We start from the raw sequence: 22,272 nt of genomic DNA on the forward strand, positions 1-22,272 counted from the left end.
ACGAAGGTGCCATGAGCGAGCTAGAAACGGTGAGGTCCGTCGATGGCTTGACGGACGCTGTGAAGGTCGCGCTCGCCCTGATCGAGCTGAAGCGCAACCCGAACACCAAGGAGGCGTACAGCCGCGACTTGTTCGGCTGCGCCCACCCGGACCCCACCTCCTGCGAGCACCCCGACCCGAAACGGCAGCCGAACCCGTACGCGTGGCTGCGGTGGTGCGCCGCGCGGAGCATCGATCCCCTGCGGGTCCACCCCGTGCAGATCGAGGCTTGGCAGCGTGATCTTGAACTGCGGGCCCGCGAATCCGGCAGCACCAGGGCGCGCCGGCTCGGCGCCGTCCAGTCGTACTACAAGCTGGCCTTCCGCCTCGACAAGGTGCCCTTCAACCCCGTCGACAAGCTCGACCCCAACCAACGGCCGGAGCGACGCGCTGGCGGCACCACCGGCACCGCGCTCGATGGCGAGCAGCGCCTGGACCTCATCGACGCGGCAGACAGCTCCAGCGTCCGTGACGCCGCCCTGATCGCGGTCGCGCTCTACACCGGCCTGCGCGCGTCCGAGCTGGCCGGCATCAACATCGAGGACATCTCCGTGCAGGGCCGGCGAATGGTCATCACGGTGAAGGGCAAGGGCAGCAAGCACCGCCGCGTCTGGCTCAACGCCGAAGCCCGCCAGCGGGTGGAACGCCTGCTCGCCCAGCCGCGCCCGGACACCGAGCAGCTCCCCGCGGTCGCCGCCGGCGGCCGGCCCGAACCGCGCCCGCTGTTCCTCGGCAAGCGGGGCAAGCGGATGAGCCGCCAGACCATCTACGACGTCGTCGAGAAGCTGACCACCGGGCTCGGACTCCCCCAGCGCATCGGCGTGCACGACCTGCGCCGCACCTTCGGCACGAGCGCCAACAAGGTCACCGACCTGAACACGGTCCGGATCGCGATGGGCCACGCCGACGTGAAGACCACCACCGTCTACATCCATGGCGACCCGAGCGAGCACCCCGGCGAGCTGATCGGCGACCAGGACGCCGAGCTGCGCCGCCGCCGCGCCGCCGCCACCGTCAGCGAAGACGAGGACTGACCTATGGACGATCAGGCACGCTCGGCGGCTGAGGAGGTTGTGGCCGCCGCGATCACCCTCGTCGCGACGACCAGTCCCCGCGCGATCCAACGGAGGGACCAGGTCGGCGACCGTATCGTGGTGCGCCGCAGCGCGCTGCTCAAGCTGCGCGAGGCCATCGAGGTCGCGCACCCGGGCTGCGAGGGTGCTGTGCGCCGCGAGCTGACGAAGCTGGGCATCATCTCGGGCCGCTGACCTGCAATAACGGCGTGAGAGCGTCTGTGAGCGTCGCGTGGGCGCGTGGTCCCTGCACCATGCGCCCACGCTCGTTCGTGCCGCAGCGGCGACGGCGAATTTGCCACCCCGGGCCATGATCGCGACGCTCCCCGGCATGGCCATGACCGAGTACGCCGGGCAGCAGCGTTTCGTCGCTGGCCGCCTCCGCTACCCCACCCCGCCCGAGCCTGGCGCGATCGTCGGGCCGAACACGACGAGCGAGTACATGGTGGTGCTCCGGCAGGACGGCGCCGACACGCTGGTCGGGTTTGCGACCACCGAGGACCGGGTCTCGGCCATGCGCCGAGCCGTCATCGAAAGCGACCCGCGCAGCCTCACCGAGTACCGAATGGTCGACTGGTCGAGCGAGTATTTCCCCAGGTAGCGCAGGCAGCGTGACCTCGCCGCAGCACCCCGGCTACCTGGCGCTGCTCGCCGCCGCCGAGGGACCGCTCCGCGCTGTGGTCGAGCACCACCGGCCGCATCCCGTGATGTCCGGGTGGGATGCCGACCGCGTCGGGTACTGGCAGTGCCACGGCTGCGACCCCGACCGCGGTTTCGAGGACTACCCCGATGGGCCGTGCAGCACCATCCAGCTGATCGCCGAGCAGCTCGGTGAGCCCATGACCGAAGACGGGATTCAGCCGAACCCACCCGCTACCGCCCATCCGTAGCCGATCATCGGCGTGTGTGGGAGCACGTCGACATCCCCCGCTGTTGGCGGCCCGGTCGACGGCCGGTCCCTGCTCGTGCGGGTCGACGAGGACGGCTACCCACCTGAGCGGATCGGCCAGTCGTGGCTGTGGGTGGAGTACGGCGGCGAGCTGCTCGACGCGGACGTTGACGGCGTGTACGAGCTGGAACCGGTCGCCGGCAGCGGCCCTCCATGGCTGTACGTGTGGGTACCGAACGGCGGAAGCGCCAGCGTGAGCAGCTGACGCGCCCCGTGCCGGAGCCGACACCTCGAACTTGCCCGCGCTGGTCATGATCGCCACCCTCTGCGCCATGACCACGCCGACTCCCCCGGCGTCCACGTCCGCGAACGATCCGGACGGGGACGTCGTCGCCCGCATCGACGCCGCGGTGAGCAACGCCCGCGACGACGTATGCGCCTGCGGCTGCGGCGTGACGCTGACCTCGGACGCGGCGAGCCTCTACTTCGCTACCGAGGCGTGCCAGCGCAGCTTCGCTCTTCAGCAGAACGCCCAAGCGGCCGGTGACCACGAGCTCGCCGAGAATCTTCGTGCGCAGCGTCGGGGGACTCCGCCGCCCCGAGTGGTCTCCTTCGACGACGTGCTCTTCCCCCGGCGCGAGCGGGTAGCGCGCTGGCTGCGCGCCAACGGCATTCCCGCGCTCAACGTCGCGGCCGGCGACCCGATCGTCACCACGCCCACCACCGTCACCGTGTTCGAGTACATCCGCAACGAGGACGGTGCGATTCTCGTCCTTCCTGGCCGCGACGCGCAGACCACTGCTCGGACCTACCCGCTCGTGGAGCCATGGCCGGATGGGCTGGAGTGGGAGCACCACTACCACGAAGAGCAGCCTCCAGGCGGTGAGCCGCCGTCGGCGGCCGACGTGCCGGACAGCGAGCCCAGCATGACCGTTGACGAGGCGGTCGCGCTGATGGCGGTCGACGAGCCGGTCGACGCGGTTGCGCTGCCGGACGAGCACCCGCTCGCCTACCGGGTGCTCTGCTCGCGTTGCCGCCGCCGCGGTGCGCCGTACGGCTACGGGATCCACGCGATCGGGGTAGCTGAGCCCGTCCGGGAGATCCTGGTGTGCGAGCACTGCGGTGCCCACTCGGGGGGTCGACCGTTCACCGCGACCGTCCGGCGGTCGCAGCGCCGGCAGGGCCTGTCGTTGACGCTGAGCGTCCTCGACGAGACCGTCAACTGGGTCATCCCGGATGGCCGCCTGACGGCGTACCGGGATCTGCGCGGGGTGTGGGACCAGATGCACCACCAGTTGAGCGAACAGGTGGAGAACCCGCGCCGGCCGTGGAGTGACCCGCAGTCGAATCCGCTTGCGGACGTCCGGGAGGTGGCGGCTCAGGCGTACGCCGTGGGGCAGCGCGGGCCGGTATCCGTCGCGCCGGTTGGTACGCCTCTGGGCGGGCCTGGCTGGGTGGACGTCGGCTACGTCGACGCCGACGGCGACGGGGTGACGTTCGGCTTCGACGGCGCCACCGCCGACGAGCACCGGCTCGCGTTGAATGGCTACCACACTGCGCGCTGGGTCAGCGCGATCGACGTGGGCAGGCAGGGCACGCACGCCGAGTGGCTTGCACGCTGGCGGCGGCTCAACGACGCGTTCTTCCACCGGATGCACGTCCACTTCGCGATCGTCGGCGAGCAGGCCAAGCAGCTCAGCAAGCAGATGGAACGACTCTTCGCCGCCGCACGACCGGAGCCGAACGACCCGATGCTGCGCGCGATCGAGGCGAAGAAGCACCGCAACACCGGGCCGCAGCACAGGCAGCGCGCGCCGAAGAGGATCGACCCGCGCCGGGGCCGCCGGTGAGCGACCCGGACGAGGACTGGCTGGTCGACGCGGCCGGCGCGACTCAGCTGGACCCATGGGACTGCGTCCGCGAACACCCGGACGAGCCGTGCGTGCGGCCGGGCCACAACCTGCTGCCGTGCCAGTGGAAGAACCCCGCGGAGTGGCCCTGGTGAGCACGGATCACGAGGGCGCGGGCACCGAACCCTCCTAGAGCGCCCGCCGATCCCCCAGGTGCGCCCTCGTGGCGCTGGATCACCACCGACGATAGCTGCTCCGCGACCAGCGGGATCGGAGATCAACATGACTGAGCACGCATGCGTGCTGTGCGCCGTGTACCGGCGCGACGCCGAACCGAGGCCGTACGAACGCGCCCAGGTCGACGAAGGCTGCCGCCGGCGGCTGGACAGCGAGATCGTCGAGGTGCGGGACCTGTTCTGGCGGCTGGCGAGCAAGGAGCCGGTGCTGGTCGACGTGCGTGTCTACGAGCGGCTTGACAGGGACGGGGAGCCGACCGGCGAGTACCGGTACGCCGACCCGACCGCCGCGGTGGGCGGCATGGCGCCGACGCCCGCCCGGTCGAACCAGCCGATCGTGTCGGGCTCACGCGAGCGGTCGCTGCCCGTCAACACCGACGTGATCGACCTGCTCGCCCCAGCGCGCCCGGCCACGGTGCACGACACCCTCGTGCCGGCTACGCGCGTCGAGCACGGCGTGGTGACCCACCGCCGGACCGTGCCGGGCCCGGACGGTCCGCAGGTCGTCGAGGCATCGTACGAGGTCCGCTACACCAGGCTCGTGCTCGACGAGAACAACCAGCCCATCATGGTCGCAGCCGGCGATCAGACCGGCCAGCTTTCCGTCGCCACGGTCCTCGACCAGATCGTCCGCGACTGGCGGGACACCCTGTTCCCGGGCCACCAGCTGCCGGTGCCGACGGTTCCGGGCCTCGCCGGGTGGCTGCTCAACCGCTCCTCGGCGGCATGCGATCGGCACCCGGCCATCACCGACCACGCCGTCGAGATCCGCCAGCTGCGTACCGCCCTCTACCGGGCCCTCGGCGAGGGTGAGCCGCTCCCCCAGGTCATGTGGGGCGTGCTCTGCCGCACCGACGGCTGCGACGACGTCTCCCAGCTCGTGCGCCGACCGGAGAACGAGTACATCGAGTGCGACGCGTGCGGCCGGCTCTACACCGAGCAGGAGTACCAGGAGTGGACGCGACTGCTGGCGAAGCAGGTCCGGCCGAAGGGGCGGCGGCGTGCTGGCGGGCTGCCCGACTGGGCGACCGTCACGGCCGCAGCGGCGGAGCAGGAGCGGCAGCGGTGACGCCAGCCCTGCTGCGCTGTGCCATTCGAGGCTGTGGCTGACTGGCGGTACCGGCCAGCGGTGCTGCACCCGACGCACCGCCCGGAGCCGGACGGTGAGCGCCTGGTCGACGACGTCCGCTACTGCACGGTCTGTTCGTGGGCGGTCGAGACGAACTTGCGGGGTGTGACGCGGACCGGCCGCGCCGGGTGCGAGGGTCCGCGCGACGTCGGGCTGCGGTTCCGCGTACAGGTGGTCGTCGGGGAGATTGTTGACGCCAGGTGACGACTCCACCAACGACGAAAGCGCCCTCTCGTCCGGACCACGCGGTCCGGACGAGAGGGCGCTCATGGTGCTGGGCTACACCCAGCCTCCGGTCATGAAGTGCAGTACCAGCCAGGCGAGGAAGGACAGTAGGACGAATCGGCGCAGCTGCGTCCACCCTGAGCGGGGCCGCTCCGGCTCGCCGGGCTTGCGCCGCTGCGTACCGAACCAGGCCCACACGTGCTCGGAGAGGGTGTCGCCGGGCTTGGAGTTGAACAGGGCCATGCCCTCGATCGCGAGGAACGCCGCGATCCAGATCAGCCAGGCCCACGTCCAGCCGGACAGCTCGATCGTCACTGCACCTCCTCGTGGAGGTCGGGCCGGTGGGTGTGCTTGGCCTTGTACCCGGCGATCCAGGCGAGGCCGGCTGCGACCGCGAGCGGCACCGCGACGGACACCTGCGCCGGCAGGTCCCCGACGATCTTCGGGGTGATCAGGTAGTAGTCGAGGATCCAGCAGAGCAACTCGGCCAGGGCCACACCGGCACCGGCGCCGGTCGCTGCGGCCGTCACCTTGGTTTCGACCTTGCGCTGCGGGGCAGCGTGCTGGGGACCGTCGAGGGTCATCCTTGTGCTCCTTGCGTTCAGTAGCGTGGTGGCGTGGATGTCGAGCGCGGCGAGCCGATCCGGATCTGGGAGCACCCAGGCGCCCGGCGGACCCGGCGGTGGCAGAGCGGCCACACAGCCGCCTCTGACTGCGTGCACGTGGCGATCGGGCAGCTGCCGCCGCCTGATGGCCGCTGGTTCGCCGAGCGCGGCATCGAGACCCGCGCCTACGGCAGCGAAGCCGCAGCCCTCGTCGTGGCGGAGCGGCTGAGGGCCGGCCGTGATGACTGGCGCGAGGTTCCGGCCGAGGTGGGTGCGGACCTGCAGCCGCCCGGGTGGCACCGCAGCGGGCAGAACTGGATGCCTGACGAAGCAGTGCCGCCGTCGTAGGCCCGACTTGGCCTCACTTGGTCAGAGCACGCAGCCGAGCAGTGGCAGGCAGATCAGCCCGCCGTCTTCCGGGTCGGCAGCCGGCGGCTGGGTCGGTGCGGGCGTCGGCTCCGGAGTCACCGGCGCAGGGGTGTGCGGGCGGTCCGGCTGGCCCCTCGATGGATCGGGCGAGGGGCGTTCGTGCCCACCGTTTGGGCCCGGAGCGGTCGAGCGGCCCGGATCGGTCGACGGTGCGGCGTCTCCGGTGCAGCCGTAGCGTCGGCGCAGTTCCTGCAGTTCCGCGTCGCGGGGGAGAACCCGGTCTGCCAGGGTGCAGGCGTCCTTGCGGAGCTGGCGCAGCTCCGCGTCTTGGCGGGCCACTTCTGCGTCGCGCGCCTTCCGCCGTTCATCCAGGTCGGTGGCGAACTCACGCTCCAGGGTGCCGACCCGGGCGCGGGTATCCTGCTCGGCTTCGCTGCGGACGGTCTGCCCGATCAGGTAGGAGGTGAGGTTGGTCAGCGCGAAGGCGAGCGTCACGGCGATGAGGACGATGCGGAAGCGTCGCCTGAGGCTCTCCCCCACCAACGGTTCGTCGGCGAGGACTGGCGACAGCTGTCGCCGCTTACCCCGATGCATCGGGTACCTCCCGCCGTCCGGTCTCGAGGTCGATGCCGTGTCGCAGTAGGTACCGCTCGTACCGCAGTGTCTTCTCGTGCTCTGCGGTCCACGCCTCCTGCCACTGGCGCGTCAGGTTGCGCTGATCGTCCAGCTCCTCGTCGAGGCGCTGCTCGAAGCGGGCCTGTCGGGAGTCCCCGACCTCGGTCTTCTTGCTGCGCAGCGCGCCCCATGCGGTGACGAGGGCGACCAGCAAGGTGACTGCCTGGCCAACCCAGAGCAGTTCGACCGGCGGCTGCGATCCACCGGCGCTAGCGGCGGTCACCCAGAGCAGTTCGACCGCTGCCCGGGCCCGGGGCGGCAGGGCGTCGGTCCACACTCAGCCACCCCCCACCTGCCGCGGTGTTGCGCGCGCGGCGAGGATGGCCAGCACGGCGACGACGAGCACGGACGCTGGTGCGCCCCAGGACAAGATCCGGCCGTGGTAAAGCCACGAACTGGCCAGGCCGGCGGCCCAGCTCATGTACCAGACGGCGTAGAGCCAGAGGCAGACTCGCAGCAGTTCCCCGCCGCCGCGGTCCGACCGATAGGCGGCCAGCAGCGACGTGATCGTGAGGGCGGTGAGGAAGACGCCTTGGAGCCTCATGCCCCCGATGGGAATGAAGCTCCGCAGCACGTCGTACGACGGTCCCCGGTAGGCGACGTCGCCGGCGAGCAGTCCGACGCAGTCCCACGCTGCCTTGGCGATCACGACCGCGACGATGGTGCGCCAGGGCACCGAGGGTGCCGGCAGACGGGCGATCGGGATCGTGACCATCAGGCGGCGAGGCGGGCGGCCAGCTCTTCGGCGACCTGCTTCGCCTGGTCAGCGGGCATCGCGTCGACGACGGCCTGAGCGACCTTCTCGGGAGTGAGCTGCGCCAGCGCCGTGGTCGCGGCGTCTGCGGCGCCCGCCCGGGCGGCTGCCGCGATCTGCTCCAGCTCGGCGGGGCTGATGCCGGCGGCCTCGGCGATGCGGGCGAGGGTCTTGCCGGCCCAGGCGCCGGAGGCTTCTGGGCCCTTGACGAGCACCCAGGCCACGTCCTTGATCATCTGCACGACGCTTGCGGGGTAGGAGCTGGGGCCCTTGCCGAGCATGGCCGCGTGCAGTTCGTTGATCTTGCGCTCGGCGTCTGCCGACATGTCGTCCTCCAGGAGTCCGATCGTGGTGAGGTAGCGACGGAACAGCGGCGTCTGGTCGCGGCCGGCCTTGATCGCGTCGCGGAAGAAGCTGAAGTGGGTGTGCCAGAGGTGGGAGCTGTCGCCGCTGGTGCGGCGGCCGAGGCGGTCCCAGCGCCGGACGGTCTTGCCGTCGGGGCTGTAGATGATCTCCCTGATGTCGCGGGTGTCCGCCGCGTTCGCCTGGCACTGGGCGACACACCAGGTGGAGAAGGACCGCAGGTCGTGGTTGCGCCCGGCGACCGCGACCTTGAACTGGCCGACGTCCAGCGCCGCCGCGTCCAGAGTCAGACCGCTGCGGTCCCGCGACGACTCGACCACCGAGTAGTCGTTGGAGACCACCCGGTCGGAGCCGCAGTGGTAGCCGCCGCGGTGGGCGGAATCGCCGACGATGCCGACCTCGGCCGGCTCCAAGTCCTGGTCGCGGACGGCCTTCTTGTCGACGTTGAGGTGTGCGAGCAGCAGGCTGCGGACGGCCTGCAGGTTGGTGGGGGCCCGCGTCATGGGCTACTCCTCGACGGGATTGGGCGCAGACGACCGAGGGCGCCCCCTCGCGGGAGCGCCCTCGGTGTCGGCTGGACGGGAAAGAGGCCCGGCTACTGCGGCGTGGCGATGTACCGGGACGGGTCGACCTGGTCCTGCTCGACCGTGTACCCGTCGGCGACGAACGTGCCGTAGGCGATCTCGTCGACGACGCTGGCCAGCCCGGTCACCGGAACCACGTTGGCACCGGGCAGCACGACCGAGCCGCTGACCGCCACCTCCCTGGAGACCACGGTCTGCTCGCCCTCGACGATGACCTGGAAGTGGATCTGCTCGTCGGGCCGGTACGCGGTCTTGCTGAACTGCAGACGGACGGACATCGGGACTCCTGTCGATCGGATGGGAAGGGGCACCGCTCGCTCCTCTGGTTGCGCTGCGCTGCGCGGCGCTGGTCAGGCGTCGAACTCGATGAGCGGTGCGACGTGGAAGAACAGCGAAGTGTCGGTGGCCGGCGGGACCGTGCCGGGTTCCGTCTCGTACCGGTACAGGCCGACCGACACGAAACCGGACGCGGAGTAGATGCGCTCACTGCCCGACAGCAAGGGCAAGCTCATCCCGGAGGTGGCCGTGGCGGCGTACCGGCTGGAGTGCACAGCCGCCATGTACGTGGAGCCAGGCGCGACCGGGATAGGCGCGTTCGGGCTGGCCCACAACACGTCGTGGTACTGGCCCCGGCTGCTCGGTTCGGTGTACTGCTGGACGGCCAGACGAGCGTCGGTGTCGTCGTTGTAGGCGACGATCCGTGGGGTGATGGTGGGCGCGGTGGGAGTGACCCACACCCGCATCCCAACCCAACTCCCCGGTGCCGTGACGGAGAACCGGGTGGCGACCGTGATGTTCTGCCCATCGGCACCGTCCGCAGCGCCCGGCGTGTCCATTGGGAACGTTTCCCGGACCGCCGGTTCACCGCCGCCCCACCAGTCGTGCGGGGTGGGCATCGTCAGCCCGGCCATCAGTGTCGCCGGCGGGGCACCCATGTCGGTGAGCATGTTGATGGTGGCCTGCTGGATCACGCTGCTGACGTTGTCGCCGCCCTGCTGGTAGACGTTGGCGTTGTCGAGCCCCAGCGCCCAGTTGACGGTGCCGGTCCCGAAGGCAATGGCGCCGTTGCCGCCGGGGTGCACGACCAGCCGGTGGCTCGCCGTGCCGCCGCTGGTGTACTCGTCACCGGCGTCGGTGAGCAGCAGACCGGACGGGATTGTGTAGGTGGCGTCGGAGCAGTAGATCGCCTCGGGGTGCGGGTCGGCCAGGTACGCCGCGCCGGGGCTCGACGTGCCGCCCGGCCCGTAGGTGTCCCACTCGAAGCCGAGAATCTGGCCGGGGCTCGACCAGGACTGGCCGACGCCCAGAGCGGCGACGGGGGTGTGCCGCCACAGCGGCGTCGCCGAGTAGCCGCCGGCCTGGGGCACCACGAGGCTCCGCAGATCCGGCCCGTTGACCACGAAGATCGTGCCGGTCAGCTCGTTCTCCGGCCGCCCGCCGCCCTTACCGGAGCCGGCCGGGTCACGCCACGCGCCCGTCCACTCGGGGCGATCGCTGCCGCGACCGCCGATGGTCGACTTCTGGCACTCCCACGTGCGCGGCCGGCCGTCGCTGTCGGCGGCCGACCCGACGCACCGCCAGAACACCTCGTTGCCGGCGCACGAGAAGATGCTGGTGCCCGCCGCCTTGGCGGCCTCCCAGCCGCTCCTCATCCCGTCCGACCAGTATTCGTTGTGGCCGACGAACATCGCCGCGTTCACGTTGGCGAGCAGGTCACCGTCCGGGTCGCCGGCCGCGTCGAGGCACGAGTACCACTTCGCGTCGATCCCGTTGCGCTCCAGGAACCGCAGCATCGGGTACTCGCCGGTGAACCAGGTGCTCCACTCCACCGCCCCGTAGTTGCGGCCCGGGTCGCAGGCCCCGCGGTTGATGATCGGCCGGTTGTAGGAGATGAAGCGGGCGGCATCGTCGTTGTACTGGTACACCGACGTGCCGTAGTAGAGGCTGTTGCCGGCGTACTGGCCGGAGCCCAGCCCGCCCCACGCGTTGTACGCCTGCCAGGTGCTGTCCGCCGGCATCACCATGAGGTCCGCGACGCGGTCGTCGTCACGCAGCACGAACAGCACATGACTGGCGCCGCCGCCGGTGCGGTCGAGCCGCAGCACGTACATTCCGCTCGGCGCCCACGCCGGCGGTGTCCACTCCAGGGTGGTGGCCCACGCGGCGCAGTCCGCGGACAGCAGCGTCGTGCTCGGGTCGGCGTCGGCGGGCGCGGGCTGGCTCTGGCTGGCGGCGAGCTGCCCGGAGGTGGGCGTGAGGTTGGCGTACAGGCGTGCGCCGTTGCCGCCGTACCAGCCGAGCCGGTAGATCGACGCCGTCCACCCCGCACCATCGGACTGGCCGATCTTGAAGGCGACGGTTTCGGACTTGTCGGCGGAGAACCCGTCGCAGAAACCTTGCAGCGAGTCGACGCCGCCGAGCGCGCCGACGGGCAGGTCCCACACCGCGCGGGGGGTGCCCGGCAGGGCGTTCTCCGCGGCGACCGGGTTGGCACCCCGGCTCACCTTGAGGTCGAGGTAGCCGATGTTGCCGAGGTTGGTGGTGACGGCGGCGCGTACGACGGCCACGCCGGTACCCGACGGAGCCGTGTACGTCGGGGTGGCGGTGCTGGCGCCGGTCAGCGATCCGCCCCCGGACTGCACCGACCAGGTGTAGCTGGCGATCGTCTCCCCTGCGGCGAGGTTCGTCGCGACCACGTCCAGGCCGACCGTCTGACCGGGCAGGACCGGACGGTCCGGGCCGACCAGGGTGATGCTGCCGCCGGAGACCACCGGCACCGCAAACAACAAGTCGACGTAGTAGCTCGACGCGTTGTACGAGTCGCCGGGGAAGCCATCCCCGTTGTAGAACCTCCCGTTCCCGACCGGGTCAGCGGTCGAGGCAGGCGCCGTGAGGTTGCCGTTCGTGCGACCCGTGGCGAAGAAGCCATGCCGAGACGGGTAGGCGATCTGGGTGCCACCACCGATGTGCACAGCCGCAACCAGGCGGGCGCCGGCCGTCACCGGGTACGGGGTGATCGGCACGGTGTTCCAGGCCCCACCGGTCGGGTTGGTGAAGGTGGCGCGCCGCAGTTCGGCGCGGGTGACGGCGTCGTACAGCACGAACTGCGCGACCATGCCCGTCGGGATGACGGTGGGGAACAGCCACCGGCCGCCCAGGATCTCCCCATTGGTGGTGGGCGTGATCAGGGTGCCGAGCGTCAGGGAGGTGCCGGCCTCACTCCAGTTCGGGTTGTCCGGTGCCTCCATGCTGGCGCTGAACAGGAACTCCGTCTGGGCCGGCTGCTCGGTGGGGCCGACGTCGATCCACTGGCCGCCGTAGCGGACCCGCTCGGTGATGGTCGAGTCGACCCACTGCCCGCCCAGGCGGGCCTTCGCGACGGCCATCAGGCGCCCACCGGGATCCACACCGAGCCCTCGGCGACGCTGCCGAGGGTTGCCGGATCGACGGGCCCGACGTACACGGCGGCGTTGGTGGAGGCCACGTACGCCGAACCGGTCCACCGGTAGCCGTTCACCTTGCCCGAATGGTCGTGGGCAGTCGGTGCCTTGCCGGCCAGGGCGGTGTCCAGGCCACTCACCTGCGAGGTGGTGTGGGTGTGCGCGGTAGGGGCAGCGCCGACGTCGGCCGCGTCCAAGACGACGACGCCGGTCTCGCCGTTGACCGACGCGACGCCACCGCCCCCGCCACCGAGCGAATCGACGTACTGCTTGGTGGCGGCGTGCGACGGTGCGGTCGGCGTCGGGACGCTCAGCGGGCCAACCATCGTGTCGCCTGCCCGCGACACGGCGTACGCCTGGCTGGCCGCTGGAGATCCGTCGGCCAGCAGCAACGACCCGAGCATCTGGTCGCCGTTGCGGTCGACGGCGTCGACCCGGCCGGCCATGAGCATCCGGGGCCCGCCGCCGGCCGACGCCCACATCCACTTGATGTTGTCGGGGCCGCGCAGCGGCGGGATGGTTCCGATGGCCCTGTTGCCGCCCGTGGACGACAGCACCGACGTGGTCGGCGCGCCGTCGGCGTCCAGCAGGTCGATGTACTGCGTACCGCCGGTCTCGGCGTTCCAGAAGGTGATGGGAGCACCACCGCTGGCCTGCACCACGTTGGGCGTCTCGCCCACCGTCGTGAGCAGCAGCGTCCAGTCGGCGAGGCTCATCCCGTACCAGTAGCGAGCCAAGATCTTCTCCTTACGCGACGGGATACGTCATGGTGTTGAGGACCAGCGGCCGGTTGGTGGCGATCGGCGTGGTGCCGGGATTCATCAAGATCACTCCGGCGTCGCTGATCGAGTAGGTGAACACCGACTGGTTCGAGGGGCAGATGCCGCCGTTGCTGAACCCCGGCGCAGGCGGGCGGAAGCCCGGGGGGACGCTGCCCAGCACGTACTCGGTGCCGGCATTGAACGGGGCAGCGGGCCGCCAGACGGTGAGCGCGAACGTCACGAGCCCGTTGCGGCGGCGGAGCCGAGCCGCGGTGAAGGTGAGGCCGGACGCCGGTGTGATCACACCGTCGGCGTCGTCGACCGTGCGGATCCACTCGTCCCCGGTGGAGATGAACCCGGACCCGGTCGGGTGCTCCCAGATCCGCCGGCCGGCCTCATGGCGTGGACGCGAGTCGGGAGTGCAGCGGATCTGCCCGTCGGACCCGAGGTACCAGGTCCGGATCGTGATGGTGTTGGAGGCGAGGGTGGTGGCGTTGTGCGCGACGCGAACCTCACCGATCGGGTGGTCGTAGAAGCCCGTGGGCCCCGCGTTGCGCTGCGGCGACGGCGCGATGGGGCTGGCCGCCGGGACGCCGGTGATGATCGCCGGTGTGATGGTGTAGTCCGAGCGGTTCAGGCGAAGCACGATCAGGTCGATGCGCGGCTGGCCACTGGTGTTCGGGGCCAACTGCTCCAAGGTCAGGTCGGTCGGCCCGGAGCTGAAGATGCTGCCGCGGACGGTCGCGTAGATGTTGGCGCGCATGCGGATGGTCCGGATGCCGCTCGGGTCGGCGTAGATGGGCGGCGGGTCGGTGGGATACCCGTGCACGCCGTCCGGGGTCGCCTTGTGCGTGAGCAGTTCGTGCTCGTAGTTGGTGATGGACCCGCCGTTGTGCCCCGGGCGGGGAAGGGAGGACGATGCCACTGGGCTCCTTTCACGCCGCGGGCACGGAGGTGCGCTCCAGCCGGGCAAGGCGGCGGCCGATCTCGCGCATCTGGTGGATCCACTTCGGGTCGGTCGAGGCCTCCTGGCCGCCGACCATGGCGCTGACCAACTCGCCGGCGGTCGCCCACGCCTGCAGGTGCACCAGCCGGACCAGGTCGCTGACCTGCTCGCCGGGGCCGACCTCGACGGACACGCGGTCTCCGAGGCCGTAGTGCTCGCCGTAGCGCTGGTCCTCGGTGTCCCAGGCGGAGGACTGCAGTCGGGCGGTGGCTGCCTCACGGGCGAGGACCTCGTCGCCGGCCTGCTGCAGTTCTTCGGGAGGGTCGTTGCCGGGGCGCGGCACGGGCACCTCGCGGCGCCCCCACACGGACTCCAGCGCGGTGTCGGTGCGGGTCATCAGCAGCCGGTCGGCGCCTTCGCCCTGGCCGCCGACGATGGCCGTGGTGGTGCTCGGCGCGTTCTCCTCGTAGGCCAGGTACCGCAGGTTTCCCAACCCGAAGCCGAAGCGCACGCTGCTGGTGAGGTCGCGCGGGCCGTAGGTCTCGAAGCGGATATCGGTGCCGACCTGACGGGTGCGGAAACCGAGTCCGCCCCCGGCGAGGGCGATCGACCGCATGGCGTCGCCCAGTTGGTCGAGGCGGAGCTTCCCGCTGACGCTCGTGCCAACCCCGGTCGGCCCGGCCATCACAAGACGCGGGATACGCCGCTCCGCCCGGGCGCCCGGCCCGGCGCTGACGTTGGCCAGGTTCTGGAGTACGACCTCGGCGTTGCCGCTGTACTCCCAGTAGTCGACGGCCTGGTCTTCGGGCGCCTTCGTCGGGTCGGGGTAGGCATTGCGCGAGACGACCAGGGACAAGTCGTCGGCGAACTCGACGGTGAGCTTGCCGATGCCGGCGTTCTCGCCGTCATCGCTGCGCTCGATCAGGCGCCTTTCCCAGGGGCCGGCCATGAAGATCTTGCCGTCGCGAACGACGACGATCCGGTTGCCCGGTTCCAGCTGCTCGCGAATCCACGGGTGTGCGGGGCAGGTGAACTGTCCGGAGGAGACCTCGTTGAACCGCAAGGTGACGTCGACGGTGTCCCAGCAGTAGATGGGGTCGCCTACGACGTTGAGGAACCGGTCCGTCACGAGCAGGTGGATCGGCGGGACGGGCCGCGGCGGGGTGAGGACCTGCCCGACGTGTGCGGGGCCGAGCTGCGCGCTGAAGTCGTCGTAGGTGAACGTCACGGGCCCGTTGACGGTGCTGCCCGTGTCGATGAGGCTTCGCAAGCCCACTCGGCCTGGGGTCATCCAGACGTCGGAGGCGGTGGTGACGTGCCAGACCGTGGGCTGGGGCTCGGCGGGGTCCCAGATACGCATCCGCAGGCCGAACCCGGTGGCCTGCGCGCGGACCCGCAGCTTGCCGCCGACGGTGTGGGTCAGCCCGGCGATGGTCGCTACGGGCGCGAGGCTCTGCTCCTCGGCGTTGATCCGCGCTGCGATCCGCGCCTGCACCGTCTGCGTGGGCGTTAGCCGGACCTGGAACATGATCAGGTTCTGCAGGTCGGCGGAGCGCATCATGATCGCTGGTGTCAGCGGTGCGCCGGCTGCGAGCTTGTCCGTGGAGACGGTCACCGTGACGTCGGCGTCGACAGTCTCGGCGCCGATGGACGAACGTCGGGAGAGTCCGGCTGACGTCACCGAGTGGATGCCAGACGAGCCGGTGGTCGCGTGATCGGCCGGGTTCGGGCCTTCGCTGGTCCACGGCTCACCCGTCGTGGCAGTTCCCCACTGGGATTCCTGAGCGGCCCGGTTGAAGTCGTCGCGGATCAGTGCCACAGCCACCTCCCCGTCACCTCTCGATGGCTGGGCGGGGGTGGCTACGCGGTCTCGTAGCGGGGGTAGTACGACAGCTCGACCTGGGAACCGAGGCCGGAGCCGTTGACTTCGAAGTTCACGTCGTTGACGCCCGGCAGCAGCGCCCACAGCGAGGCGCCGGGCCAGTTGAGGGAGCCGACGAGGTTCTGGCCCGCAGGACCACGGACCAGGGCTCGGTCCGGCGTGATCGTGATGGTCGCGACTTCCCCGGCGAGCAGGGTGTAGGTCAGCGTGAACGACTCGCCGGTGGTCCGGTTCGTGGCGACCAGTTCGGTGGCGGGGCCGGTGATGCGCCAGCTGGGCCACGTCGCGATGTCGCCAGGGTTGTTGATCGTCGACTCGCCCAGCACCTGCGCGCTGGACACCGTTCGGTAGGGGTTCAAGTACGACTTGGTGGTGCTGACGTACTCCCGGCGGACGAACTGGACCTCGGTGTCCCGCCAGTAACCGTCGGGACAGAACAGCGTCAGGGTGGGGTTGGCGAACCGCAGGTTCTCCCCTGGTTCACCGCCGAACCCGTCCTCCAGGAGACACTCGATGGCACGGGCTCCACCGTCCGGGCGTGTGATCGTGAGTAGGCCCGGGCCGCGGTACTTCGTCATCGTGAAGGCCCGCATGAGCCGGCGGTAGCGCTCGACGAACTCCATGTGGGTGTCGCCGTAGACGTGCAGCGGCCAGGTCAGGCGGCGCGGCTCGGCGCGCTGGTGGCGGACGCTGACGCCACCACGGGCCAGCGGGTCCGTCACGATCGTGACGGGGTTCGCGCCCCACCCCGCGATCTGCGGGCGGGTCAGCCATCCGTGGACCGTGTGCGGGCCCGTCAGGTCGATGGTGTCGCCGTCGGGGGTCGTCCACGTGGCCCGCATGGTGCCGACCTGCGGGGTCGGCGTGCCGGGGCCGCCGGAGCCCGGCGGAGGAGGGGCCTGGATGGCTCGTGCGAGGAGCGGCAACCTTGCTCCCTCCCCCGCCGGTCAGGCGGTATTCAGTTGGGTCGACCTGGACGGCCTCGTGCGTCACGGGCGTTGGCCCACGCGTTGAGGCGCGGAATGTCCAGGTCGGTCTTGGCGAAGTGCCAGTGGTGGGTTTCGCCGCGCGGTTCGGCGTGGTTGTTGCGCACGAGGGAACTGATTTCGCTCCACTGGGTGTCGGTGAATACCGGCTCCGGCTTTCCGGTGCCGTTGTAGACCGTGGTCACGCCGGGCGGAAGGTATCCGCCCTGGTCGTAGGCCCAGTGGATGTGCGCGTTTGGCATTCCAGCAACACCGTGGTTGGCCAGCAGAGAATCGCTGTACTTGTGGTGCTTGCCGTTCCAGATGTTGCGGTACTTATCGCCGAGCCAAATCAGTTCCCGGGTGCCGGAAAAGTAGTTGTCGTGGATCCAGTTGAAGACGTCCCGCCTCGGCGGCAGGTCGACCGCGCGGCCCTTGTCGCCGTCGGCCGCCGTCATCGCGTGGTACGACAGGTTCCCGGACGGGGTGCGCGAACCAGCCCGGAAGCCGGAGTAGAGCGGCAGTCCGGGGAACACTGCCCGGAGGAGCCGCATCATGTCTGCGGCGCCGATGCCCCCGGTGCCGCCGCCGTTGTTGGCGATCTGGTCGAGGATCACCTTGCGGACCTCGTCCATGCCGGGGATCCGGGTCATCGCCGCCGTGACGTTGACGGGCCAGGTCACCGAGCCGCCGGTCGCGAAGCCGGGGAACATCTCCCGGGGCAGCACCCGGTGCCGGATGGCTTCCATGAAGCCCTGGCCGTAGTAGTCGACCGACGAGACGGGCTGCACGAACTCCCGGTTCGACAGCCGAGCGAACACCGAGTCGGACGTCGACGTGCCCGCGCCCCAGACCCGACCGTCGCCGGTGAACTCCGTTGCGGCACCCAGCCCGTCGCCGCGCGGCGGGAGACCGCCGCTGCCGCTGCCCTGCGGGTACTGGCCCCTGGCTGCGGCCTTCGCGCGGTTGTACTCCGCCCATGCGTTCTTCGGGTCGATGCCGTGCTTCAGGGCGTACTGGGCGACCTGAAGCATCTCCAGTTCCTTGTAGACCTGGTCGAAGTTCTTCGTCTCGATCGAGGTCTTGACGTTCTCCGGAATGTCCCCGTACGCCTTGATCAGCTTCCGGGCTTCCGTCTCGTCGAGCCCGAGCTTCTCGGCTTCCTTGATGAGCGCGGCGATCCGGTCGTTGTGCAGCCGGGTCGCTTCCTCCATCGGCTTGCCGGCTTCGATGTCGGCCAGGTACCGATCGCGGACGGCGCCGGCCGCCGCCTCCAGGGCGTCCCGGTTGCGCAGGCCAGCCGCCGTGTTGGTGCTCAGCGAGGTGGTGCCGTTGTTCTTGATCGCCTCGGCGAGGTCGATCGTCTTCGACCGGAGGTTCTCCTCCGCCTCGATCTCGCTGACGACCGCGCTGGTCTCCAGCTCGATCGCCTCACGCAACGCGTCGGCCCGCTCCTTCGCCGTCGCCTTCGCGTTGCTGAAAGCGTCGACGAACCCGGTGAGGACCGCGATCCGGCGGGCATTGACGTCGTACTGAGCCGCCAGATTCCGGTACACGTCGAGGGATGCGGGCCCAACAATCGTCCCGAAGATCTTGCTCAGTTCGTTGGCGCGGCTCTGCGACCCGCTCATCGCATCCTGAGCCGCCTGAGCGGTCTTCGTGGCTTCGGCGTTCTTGACGATCGCCTCGCGCAGCTGCCGCAGCCGCTCCAGCCGCTCGCTGGTGCTGGTCGCTGCCTCGATCGGGTCGGTGAAGAACTGCTTGCGCCACTTGTCGCCGACCACGTCGATCTCACGGTCGAGGACCGCGAGGACCTTCTCCATGTCCGCCTGCGAGCCGGTCGCGGCGGCGGAGAACTCGTCGAAGCCGACGCCCAACTCCCTGAGCGTGACGACTGCTTCCTGCAGCTCCGGGTTCGACGCGACGATGCCGGCCAGGGCGTCCTGCGTGCCCTGCGACGCCGCCTTGCCCGCCTTGGTGGCCTCGTCGTACGCCTGGCCGAGCTCACCGAGCGCGACCTTCAGCGTGTCGACCTTCTGGTTGTATTCGATCGTGGCGGCAACGAGCCCACCGACGACGATCGTTGCGGCGGTGACAGCTGCGCCGACGGGTCCGCCGAGGAACCCGACCAGCGAGTTCAGGCCACGCTTGGCGAGGCCGGCGGACGCGTTGATCCGGGTCAGCGTGGTGCCGAACTGGCCGGTGGCTGTGTGGGCCAGCGCCATCTGCGTCCGGGTCGCGAGGACCGCGCCGTTGAGGGTGCGGAAGACGGTGGTCCCCCGGGCGACGACGGCGTTGACGGTGCCCTGCACCAGGCCGAACAGGCGCTGTGCGCCGCTGACGACCAGCATCGCTGCGGCGAAGGTGCCGATGATGAACACGAGCGTGGTGAGCACGCTCATGGGGATGGCGTTCAGCGCCTCGGTGAAGGCAACGAATCCGCGCAGCACCAGCTCACCGACGGGCGCCGCCGCGACGATGAACCGGCCGACGAAGGTGACCAACTCGCCGATCAGGTCAACGACCCGGGGTCCGTTCTCCTGGATGTAGCCCAGGAACTGCTGGAACGACGCGTTGGTCCGCAGCGTTGCCGCCCACTTCGCGAACCGCTCGGTGAGCGAGACGAGCCCGCCGCCGATGTTCTTGTTGAAGGGCGACAGCGCGACGATCAGCCCGACAAGACCGGTCGCGACGTTGCGGCCCGTCAGGTACAGCTGCTGCAGGGTCGGCACGGCCTCGTCGCCGATGTAGCCGAAGAACTCCCGCCAGGTGCTGTCGGTGGTGAGGAATCGGGTGGTGGCGGCGAACATGTCGCCGACCGCGCCCGCGACCTCACCCAGCCACCGGCTGAAGACCGGCAGGTAGGGCAGGACGTTCTCGATGGAGGCCTGCACTCCCGGCAGCAGGTTGTCCGCCGTGGAGGCGCGCAGCCGCCGGAAGTCGTCGCCGAGACGGAAGACGAACCCGGCGAACGCTGCCGCGGTGGGCGACAGCTTCGACAGGGCGTCGTTGAGGTTGTCGTAGGCCTCGCCGCCGGCGATGCCGGCGCGGGTCTGGGCCTGCTCGGCCTGCCGTGCCGCCGACGCAACGGCGTCGTTGGCCTGCGCCAACGCGAACGCCGCCCGCCGGCCCTGCTCCTGCTGGGCCTGCCGGGCGTCGGCGAGCCGTGTCTCCGCGTCGGAGATGCGGCGGGCGCCGTCCAGCTGTGCCCTGAGCACCGCCTCGTGCGCCCGCGCGACCGTGCGCTGCGCGTCGGAGACACGCTCCTCCGCGTCGGCGATGCGCTCACGCGCCGCAACGACCTGATCCGAACCTTCGACGCCCTTGCGGTTCGCTTCAGCCTGCTCGTCGGCGAGCTGCTTGCCCTGCCGCTGCAGTTCCTGCATCTGCAGCAGCCGCAGTTCGTACGTGACGCGGGCCTGCTCCCGCTCTTCCTCGGTGGCGCGGGGGTTGAGCAGGAACTTGTCCAGCTCAGCCTTGGCTTCCTTGAGGTCGAGCGCGGCCTGACGCTGGTTGAGGGAGTTCCGCTTGACTGCAGCGTCGAGGTCGGCGTAGGCGTCGAGTGCGTCCTTGTATGCCTGGGTCAGCGCCTCACGCGCCTCCCGCACGTCGACCTGGGCCCTGGTCAGGGTCCGTTCGGCGTCGGCCTGCCGCTCGATGGCGGCCTTCGTCGCCTCGGCTGCGTCCCGGCGGGCATCACCGACGGCACGCTCGGCGTCGGCCACCGCCCGGGCAGCCCGCCGAGCGGCCTCAGCGTTGTTGGCGCGGGTGTTGGCCAGGGACCGCTCCGCAGCGGTGATGGCCTGCAGCGCCGACTCCTGCTGGGTCGCGGTGCGGGCGAAGCTGGCCTGCGACTTGCTGTTGTCGTCCTCCAGCTGCTGCATGGACTTGACGGCGTCACCGATGCCGCTGAAGCCGAGAACCAGAGTCCCGATGGCGGCACCGGACGCGGCGGCGGCCGTGCCGATGAAGCCCACCGCGGCGGCGGCAGCTGCGGCGGCCGGCACCAGCACGGTGCCGAGAGACAGGCTGCCGGCGACGAGCTGCTCGACCCGGGACAGCGACAGCCGGGCCGCGTCGCCGATCGCGTCGACGTCACCCTTGCCCGAGGTCTTAACGTCGATCCCGATCTGATCGCCGTCGAGCCTGGTGGCCAACGTCTCGATCTGCGCCAGCTCTGCGGCTGCGGCTGCGGCGTCGGTGTGGACCTGGATGGACGGGTCGCTGGCGGCAAGCTCGACGAGTGCGGCCTTCAGCTCGGCAATCCGCCGCATCGCCTCTGCCTCGTCGATGTCGACGCCGACGGTGTACTGCGACAGGTCCCGCAGGTTGTCGCGGATCACCGCGATGGCCAGCAACCCCTGGGTCGGGTTCACGGGCAGGTCGAAGTCGGGCAGCGACTCCAACGCCGACCTCAGCTGAGCGGCGATCTTCCCGGCGAAGGTCCGCCCGAACGCCTCTTCGGCGACCCGGGCGGCCCGCTCGGCGTCCCGCTGCGCCTCCCGGACGGCCCGCTCGGCGTCGCGCTCCCGCTTGGCCTGGGCCCGCTGCTCGGCCCGCTGTTCGGCGACAGCGTCGGCCTTCTCCTGTGCGGCGGCGGCGTCCTTGGCCGCCTTTTCAGCGGAGGTGACCATCGAGTCGTAGAAGCCGTCGATGACGGTCATCGCCCGGTCGGCGTTGACGCGCAGCTCGACGGAGTCGGACTCGGCGGCGATGCGGGCCAGGGCCTTGCGGACCGTGGCAAGGCGCTCCAGCGCCTTCTCCTCGGTGATGTTGACGCCGACCTGCAGCTCGGACAGACGCATCAGCTCACGGCGCAGCGTCTGCAGCTTCTGCGCGGCCGGGTCCACATCCGCGTCGACCTCGGCGGCCGGCAGCGCGCTGATAGCGGCCTTCAGGTCCTCGTTGAGCTTCCGCGCGAAGGCACCGGCTCGCCGGTCGATGCCGTCGAGGAACGCCTCCGCCTCTGCCCGCGCCGCGGCGGCGTCGAGCTTCAGCTGGATCGTCGGGGCGTTCTCTTCCAGCCGGCGCAGGTCCTCCCGTAGCCGGCGGACCCGTCGGAGGATGTCGGCGTCGTTGACGCCGACCTTCACCTCCTGGTCGCGCAGCTTCTCCAGCCGCGTGCGGATGCTGGCGATGGCCCGGTCGACGGCCGACGAGTCGGCGTCGATCTCCACCTCTGGCAGCGACTGGAACGCCGCTGCCATGCGCTGCTTGAGGGTGGTTTCGAAGTGGTCGCCGAAGGCCTGCGCCGAGCGGCTGCCACCGCGACGGGCCTCACCCTCGCCGCGCTTGCTGCCCTCCTGGACCGCCTTGGCGAACGCCTGCGGGATGGCCTTCTCCGCCGCCGCGCCGACCTTGTCGGCGAGATCCTTCGCGCCCTTCTCCAGCTCCCGGTCGATGTACTCGAACGACGGGACGATCTGGATGTAGGCGGTGCCGATCTCGTACGCCACCGGTCCACCTCGCTTTCAGGCGGGCCGGCCG

At 70.4% G+C, this 22,272-nt stretch carries 23 protein-coding genes; 10 read left to right on the forward strand and 13 right to left on the reverse strand.

Going from position 1 to position 22,272, the window contains the following annotated elements:
* The first annotated feature begins 47 nt into the window (after nt 1–47).
* The 9 genes from ACIBTV_RS27110 (at nt 48) to ACIBTV_RS27150 (ending at nt 5,420) form a co-directional block, all read left to right on the forward strand.
* Nucleotides 48–1,073, forward strand: a complete 1,026-nt coding sequence (locus ACIBTV_RS27110; protein WP_396709324.1) for a tyrosine-type recombinase/integrase — start codon at nt 48–50, stop codon at nt 1,071–1,073.
* Between the two features lie 3 nt (nt 1,074–1,076).
* A complete protein-coding gene (locus tag ACIBTV_RS27115) occupies nt 1,077–1,307 on the forward strand; it encodes a hypothetical protein (protein WP_396709326.1) in 231 nt (76 codons plus the stop codon).
* 136 nt (nt 1,308–1,443) lie between these two features.
* Entirely contained in the window at nt 1,444–1,713 is a 270-nt protein-coding gene (locus ACIBTV_RS27120; RefSeq protein WP_396709327.1) for a hypothetical protein, read from the forward strand.
* 10 nt (nt 1,714–1,723) lie between these two features.
* Nucleotides 1,724–2,002 carry a hypothetical protein gene (locus ACIBTV_RS27125; protein ID WP_396709329.1) on the forward strand — a complete coding sequence of 93 codons (279 nt, stop codon included), beginning with the start codon at nt 1,724–1,726 and terminating at the stop codon, nt 2,000–2,002.
* Nucleotides 2,003–2,077: 75 nt separating this feature from the next.
* Complete coding sequence (locus ACIBTV_RS27130; RefSeq protein ID WP_396709331.1) at nt 2,078–2,266, forward strand: hypothetical protein; 189 nt, start codon at nt 2,078–2,080, stop codon at nt 2,264–2,266.
* A gap of 67 nt (nt 2,267–2,333) precedes the next feature.
* Nucleotides 2,334–3,851, forward strand: a complete 1,518-nt coding sequence (locus tag ACIBTV_RS27135) for a hypothetical protein (protein ID WP_396709333.1) — start codon at nt 2,334–2,336, stop codon at nt 3,849–3,851.
* Nucleotides 3,848–4,006, forward strand: a complete 159-nt coding sequence (locus ACIBTV_RS27140; RefSeq protein ID WP_396709334.1) for a hypothetical protein — start codon at nt 3,848–3,850, stop codon at nt 4,004–4,006. The genes ACIBTV_RS27135 and ACIBTV_RS27140 overlap by 4 nt, the downstream gene beginning before the upstream one ends.
* A 127-nt stretch (nt 4,007–4,133) precedes the next feature.
* The gene (locus tag ACIBTV_RS27145) at nt 4,134–5,156 is read left to right on the forward strand and encodes a hypothetical protein (protein ID WP_396709336.1); all 1,023 of its coding nucleotides are present in this window, start codon (nt 4,134–4,136) and stop codon (nt 5,154–5,156) included.
* 33 nt (nt 5,157–5,189) lie between these two features.
* Nucleotides 5,190–5,420, forward strand: a complete 231-nt coding sequence (locus ACIBTV_RS27150; RefSeq protein ID WP_396709338.1) for a hypothetical protein — start codon at nt 5,190–5,192, stop codon at nt 5,418–5,420.
* Between the two features lie 75 nt (nt 5,421–5,495).
* Here ACIBTV_RS27150 and ACIBTV_RS27155 read toward each other — a convergent pair whose 3' ends face one another.
* Both ACIBTV_RS27155 and ACIBTV_RS27160 read right to left on the reverse strand, forming a co-directional pair.
* Nucleotides 5,496–5,756, reverse strand: coding sequence for a hypothetical protein (locus tag ACIBTV_RS27155; RefSeq protein WP_396709340.1), 261 nt, complete (start codon nt 5,754–5,756; stop codon nt 5,496–5,498).
* Nucleotides 5,753–6,025 (reverse strand): hypothetical protein, encoded by a 273-nt coding sequence (locus ACIBTV_RS27160; RefSeq protein ID WP_396709342.1) that lies wholly within the window; start codon nt 6,023–6,025, stop codon nt 5,753–5,755. The genes ACIBTV_RS27155 and ACIBTV_RS27160 overlap by 4 nt, the downstream gene beginning before the upstream one ends.
* 33 nt (nt 6,026–6,058) lie before the next feature.
* Here ACIBTV_RS27160 and ACIBTV_RS27165 point away from each other — a divergent pair, with 33 nt between their 5' ends.
* Nucleotides 6,059–6,394, forward strand: a complete 336-nt coding sequence (locus ACIBTV_RS27165) for a hypothetical protein (RefSeq protein WP_396709343.1) — start codon at nt 6,059–6,061, stop codon at nt 6,392–6,394.
* Nucleotides 6,395–6,415: 21 nt separating this feature from the next.
* Here ACIBTV_RS27165 and ACIBTV_RS27170 read toward each other — a convergent pair whose 3' ends face one another.
* From ACIBTV_RS27170 to ACIBTV_RS27220, 11 genes are all read right to left on the reverse strand, one after another.
* Nucleotides 6,416–6,955, reverse strand: a complete 540-nt coding sequence (locus ACIBTV_RS27170; protein ID WP_396709345.1) for a hypothetical protein — start codon at nt 6,953–6,955, stop codon at nt 6,416–6,418.
* A gap of 40 nt (nt 6,956–6,995) precedes the next feature.
* Nucleotides 6,996–7,367, reverse strand: a complete 372-nt coding sequence (locus ACIBTV_RS27175) for a hypothetical protein (RefSeq protein WP_396709347.1) — start codon at nt 7,365–7,367, stop codon at nt 6,996–6,998.
* Nucleotides 7,368–7,805 (reverse strand): hypothetical protein, encoded by a 438-nt coding sequence (locus ACIBTV_RS27180; protein ID WP_396709349.1) that lies wholly within the window; start codon nt 7,803–7,805, stop codon nt 7,368–7,370.
* Nucleotides 7,805–8,710 (reverse strand): hypothetical protein, encoded by a 906-nt coding sequence (locus ACIBTV_RS27185; protein WP_396709351.1) that lies wholly within the window; start codon nt 8,708–8,710, stop codon nt 7,805–7,807. The genes ACIBTV_RS27180 and ACIBTV_RS27185 overlap by 1 nt, the downstream gene beginning before the upstream one ends.
* Before the next feature lie 92 nt (nt 8,711–8,802).
* Nucleotides 8,803–9,069, reverse strand: coding sequence for a hypothetical protein (locus tag ACIBTV_RS27190; RefSeq protein ID WP_396709353.1), 267 nt, complete (start codon nt 9,067–9,069; stop codon nt 8,803–8,805).
* Nucleotides 9,070–9,141: 72 nt separating this feature from the next.
* Nucleotides 9,142–12,177 carry a N,N-dimethylformamidase beta subunit family domain-containing protein gene (locus ACIBTV_RS27195; protein WP_396709355.1) on the reverse strand — a complete coding sequence of 1,012 codons (3,036 nt, stop codon included), beginning with the start codon at nt 12,175–12,177 and terminating at the stop codon, nt 9,142–9,144.
* Nucleotides 12,177–12,968 carry a hypothetical protein gene (locus ACIBTV_RS27200; RefSeq protein ID WP_396709357.1) on the reverse strand — a complete coding sequence of 264 codons (792 nt, stop codon included), beginning with the start codon at nt 12,966–12,968 and terminating at the stop codon, nt 12,177–12,179. The genes ACIBTV_RS27195 and ACIBTV_RS27200 overlap by 1 nt, the downstream gene beginning before the upstream one ends.
* A gap of 10 nt (nt 12,969–12,978) precedes the next feature.
* Complete coding sequence (locus tag ACIBTV_RS27205; RefSeq protein ID WP_396709359.1) at nt 12,979–13,917, reverse strand: hypothetical protein; 939 nt, start codon at nt 13,915–13,917, stop codon at nt 12,979–12,981.
* Between the two features lie 10 nt (nt 13,918–13,927).
* A complete protein-coding gene (locus ACIBTV_RS27210; RefSeq protein ID WP_396709361.1) occupies nt 13,928–15,763 on the reverse strand; it encodes a siphovirus ReqiPepy6 Gp37-like family protein in 1,836 nt (611 codons plus the stop codon).
* A 35-nt stretch (nt 15,764–15,798) separates the two neighbouring features.
* Nucleotides 15,799–16,746 (reverse strand): phage distal tail protein, encoded by a 948-nt coding sequence (locus tag ACIBTV_RS27215; RefSeq protein ID WP_396709362.1) that lies wholly within the window; start codon nt 16,744–16,746, stop codon nt 15,799–15,801.
* Nucleotides 16,747–16,778: 32 nt separating this feature from the next.
* On the reverse strand, nt 16,779–22,241 hold the full coding sequence (locus tag ACIBTV_RS27220; protein WP_396709363.1) for a hypothetical protein: 5,463 nt from the start codon (nt 22,239–22,241) through the stop codon (nt 16,779–16,781).
* Nucleotides 22,242–22,272 lie beyond the last annotated feature (31 nt).

The organism is Micromonospora sp. NPDC049366, assembly GCF_044466625.1.
GTDB lineage: Bacteria > Actinomycetota > Actinomycetes > Mycobacteriales > Micromonosporaceae > Micromonospora.

Coding starts and splice junctions, on each gene's coding strand:
- ACIBTV_RS27120 (WP_396709327.1), top strand. CDS start 1,444: ATGGCCATGACCGAGTACGCCGGGCAGCAGCGTTTCGTCGCTGGCCGC.
- ACIBTV_RS27180 (WP_396709349.1), bottom strand. CDS start 7,805: ATGGTCACGATCCCGATCGCCCGTCTGCCGGCACCCTCGGTGCCCTGG.
- ACIBTV_RS27135 (WP_396709333.1), top strand. CDS start 2,334: ATGACCACGCCGACTCCCCCGGCGTCCACGTCCGCGAACGATCCGGAC.
- ACIBTV_RS27160 (WP_396709342.1), bottom strand. CDS start 6,025: ATGACCCTCGACGGTCCCCAGCACGCTGCCCCGCAGCGCAAGGTCGAA.
- ACIBTV_RS27145 (WP_396709336.1), top strand. CDS start 4,134: ATGACTGAGCACGCATGCGTGCTGTGCGCCGTGTACCGGCGCGACGCC.
- ACIBTV_RS27195 (WP_396709355.1), bottom strand. CDS start 12,177: ATGGCCGTCGCGAAGGCCCGCCTGGGCGGGCAGTGGGTCGACTCGACC.
- ACIBTV_RS27190 (WP_396709353.1), bottom strand. CDS start 9,069: ATGTCCGTCCGTCTGCAGTTCAGCAAGACCGCGTACCGGCCCGACGAG.
- ACIBTV_RS27115 (WP_396709326.1), top strand. CDS start 1,077: ATGGACGATCAGGCACGCTCGGCGGCTGAGGAGGTTGTGGCCGCCGCG.
- ACIBTV_RS27185 (WP_396709351.1), bottom strand. CDS start 8,710: ATGACGCGGGCCCCCACCAACCTGCAGGCCGTCCGCAGCCTGCTGCTC.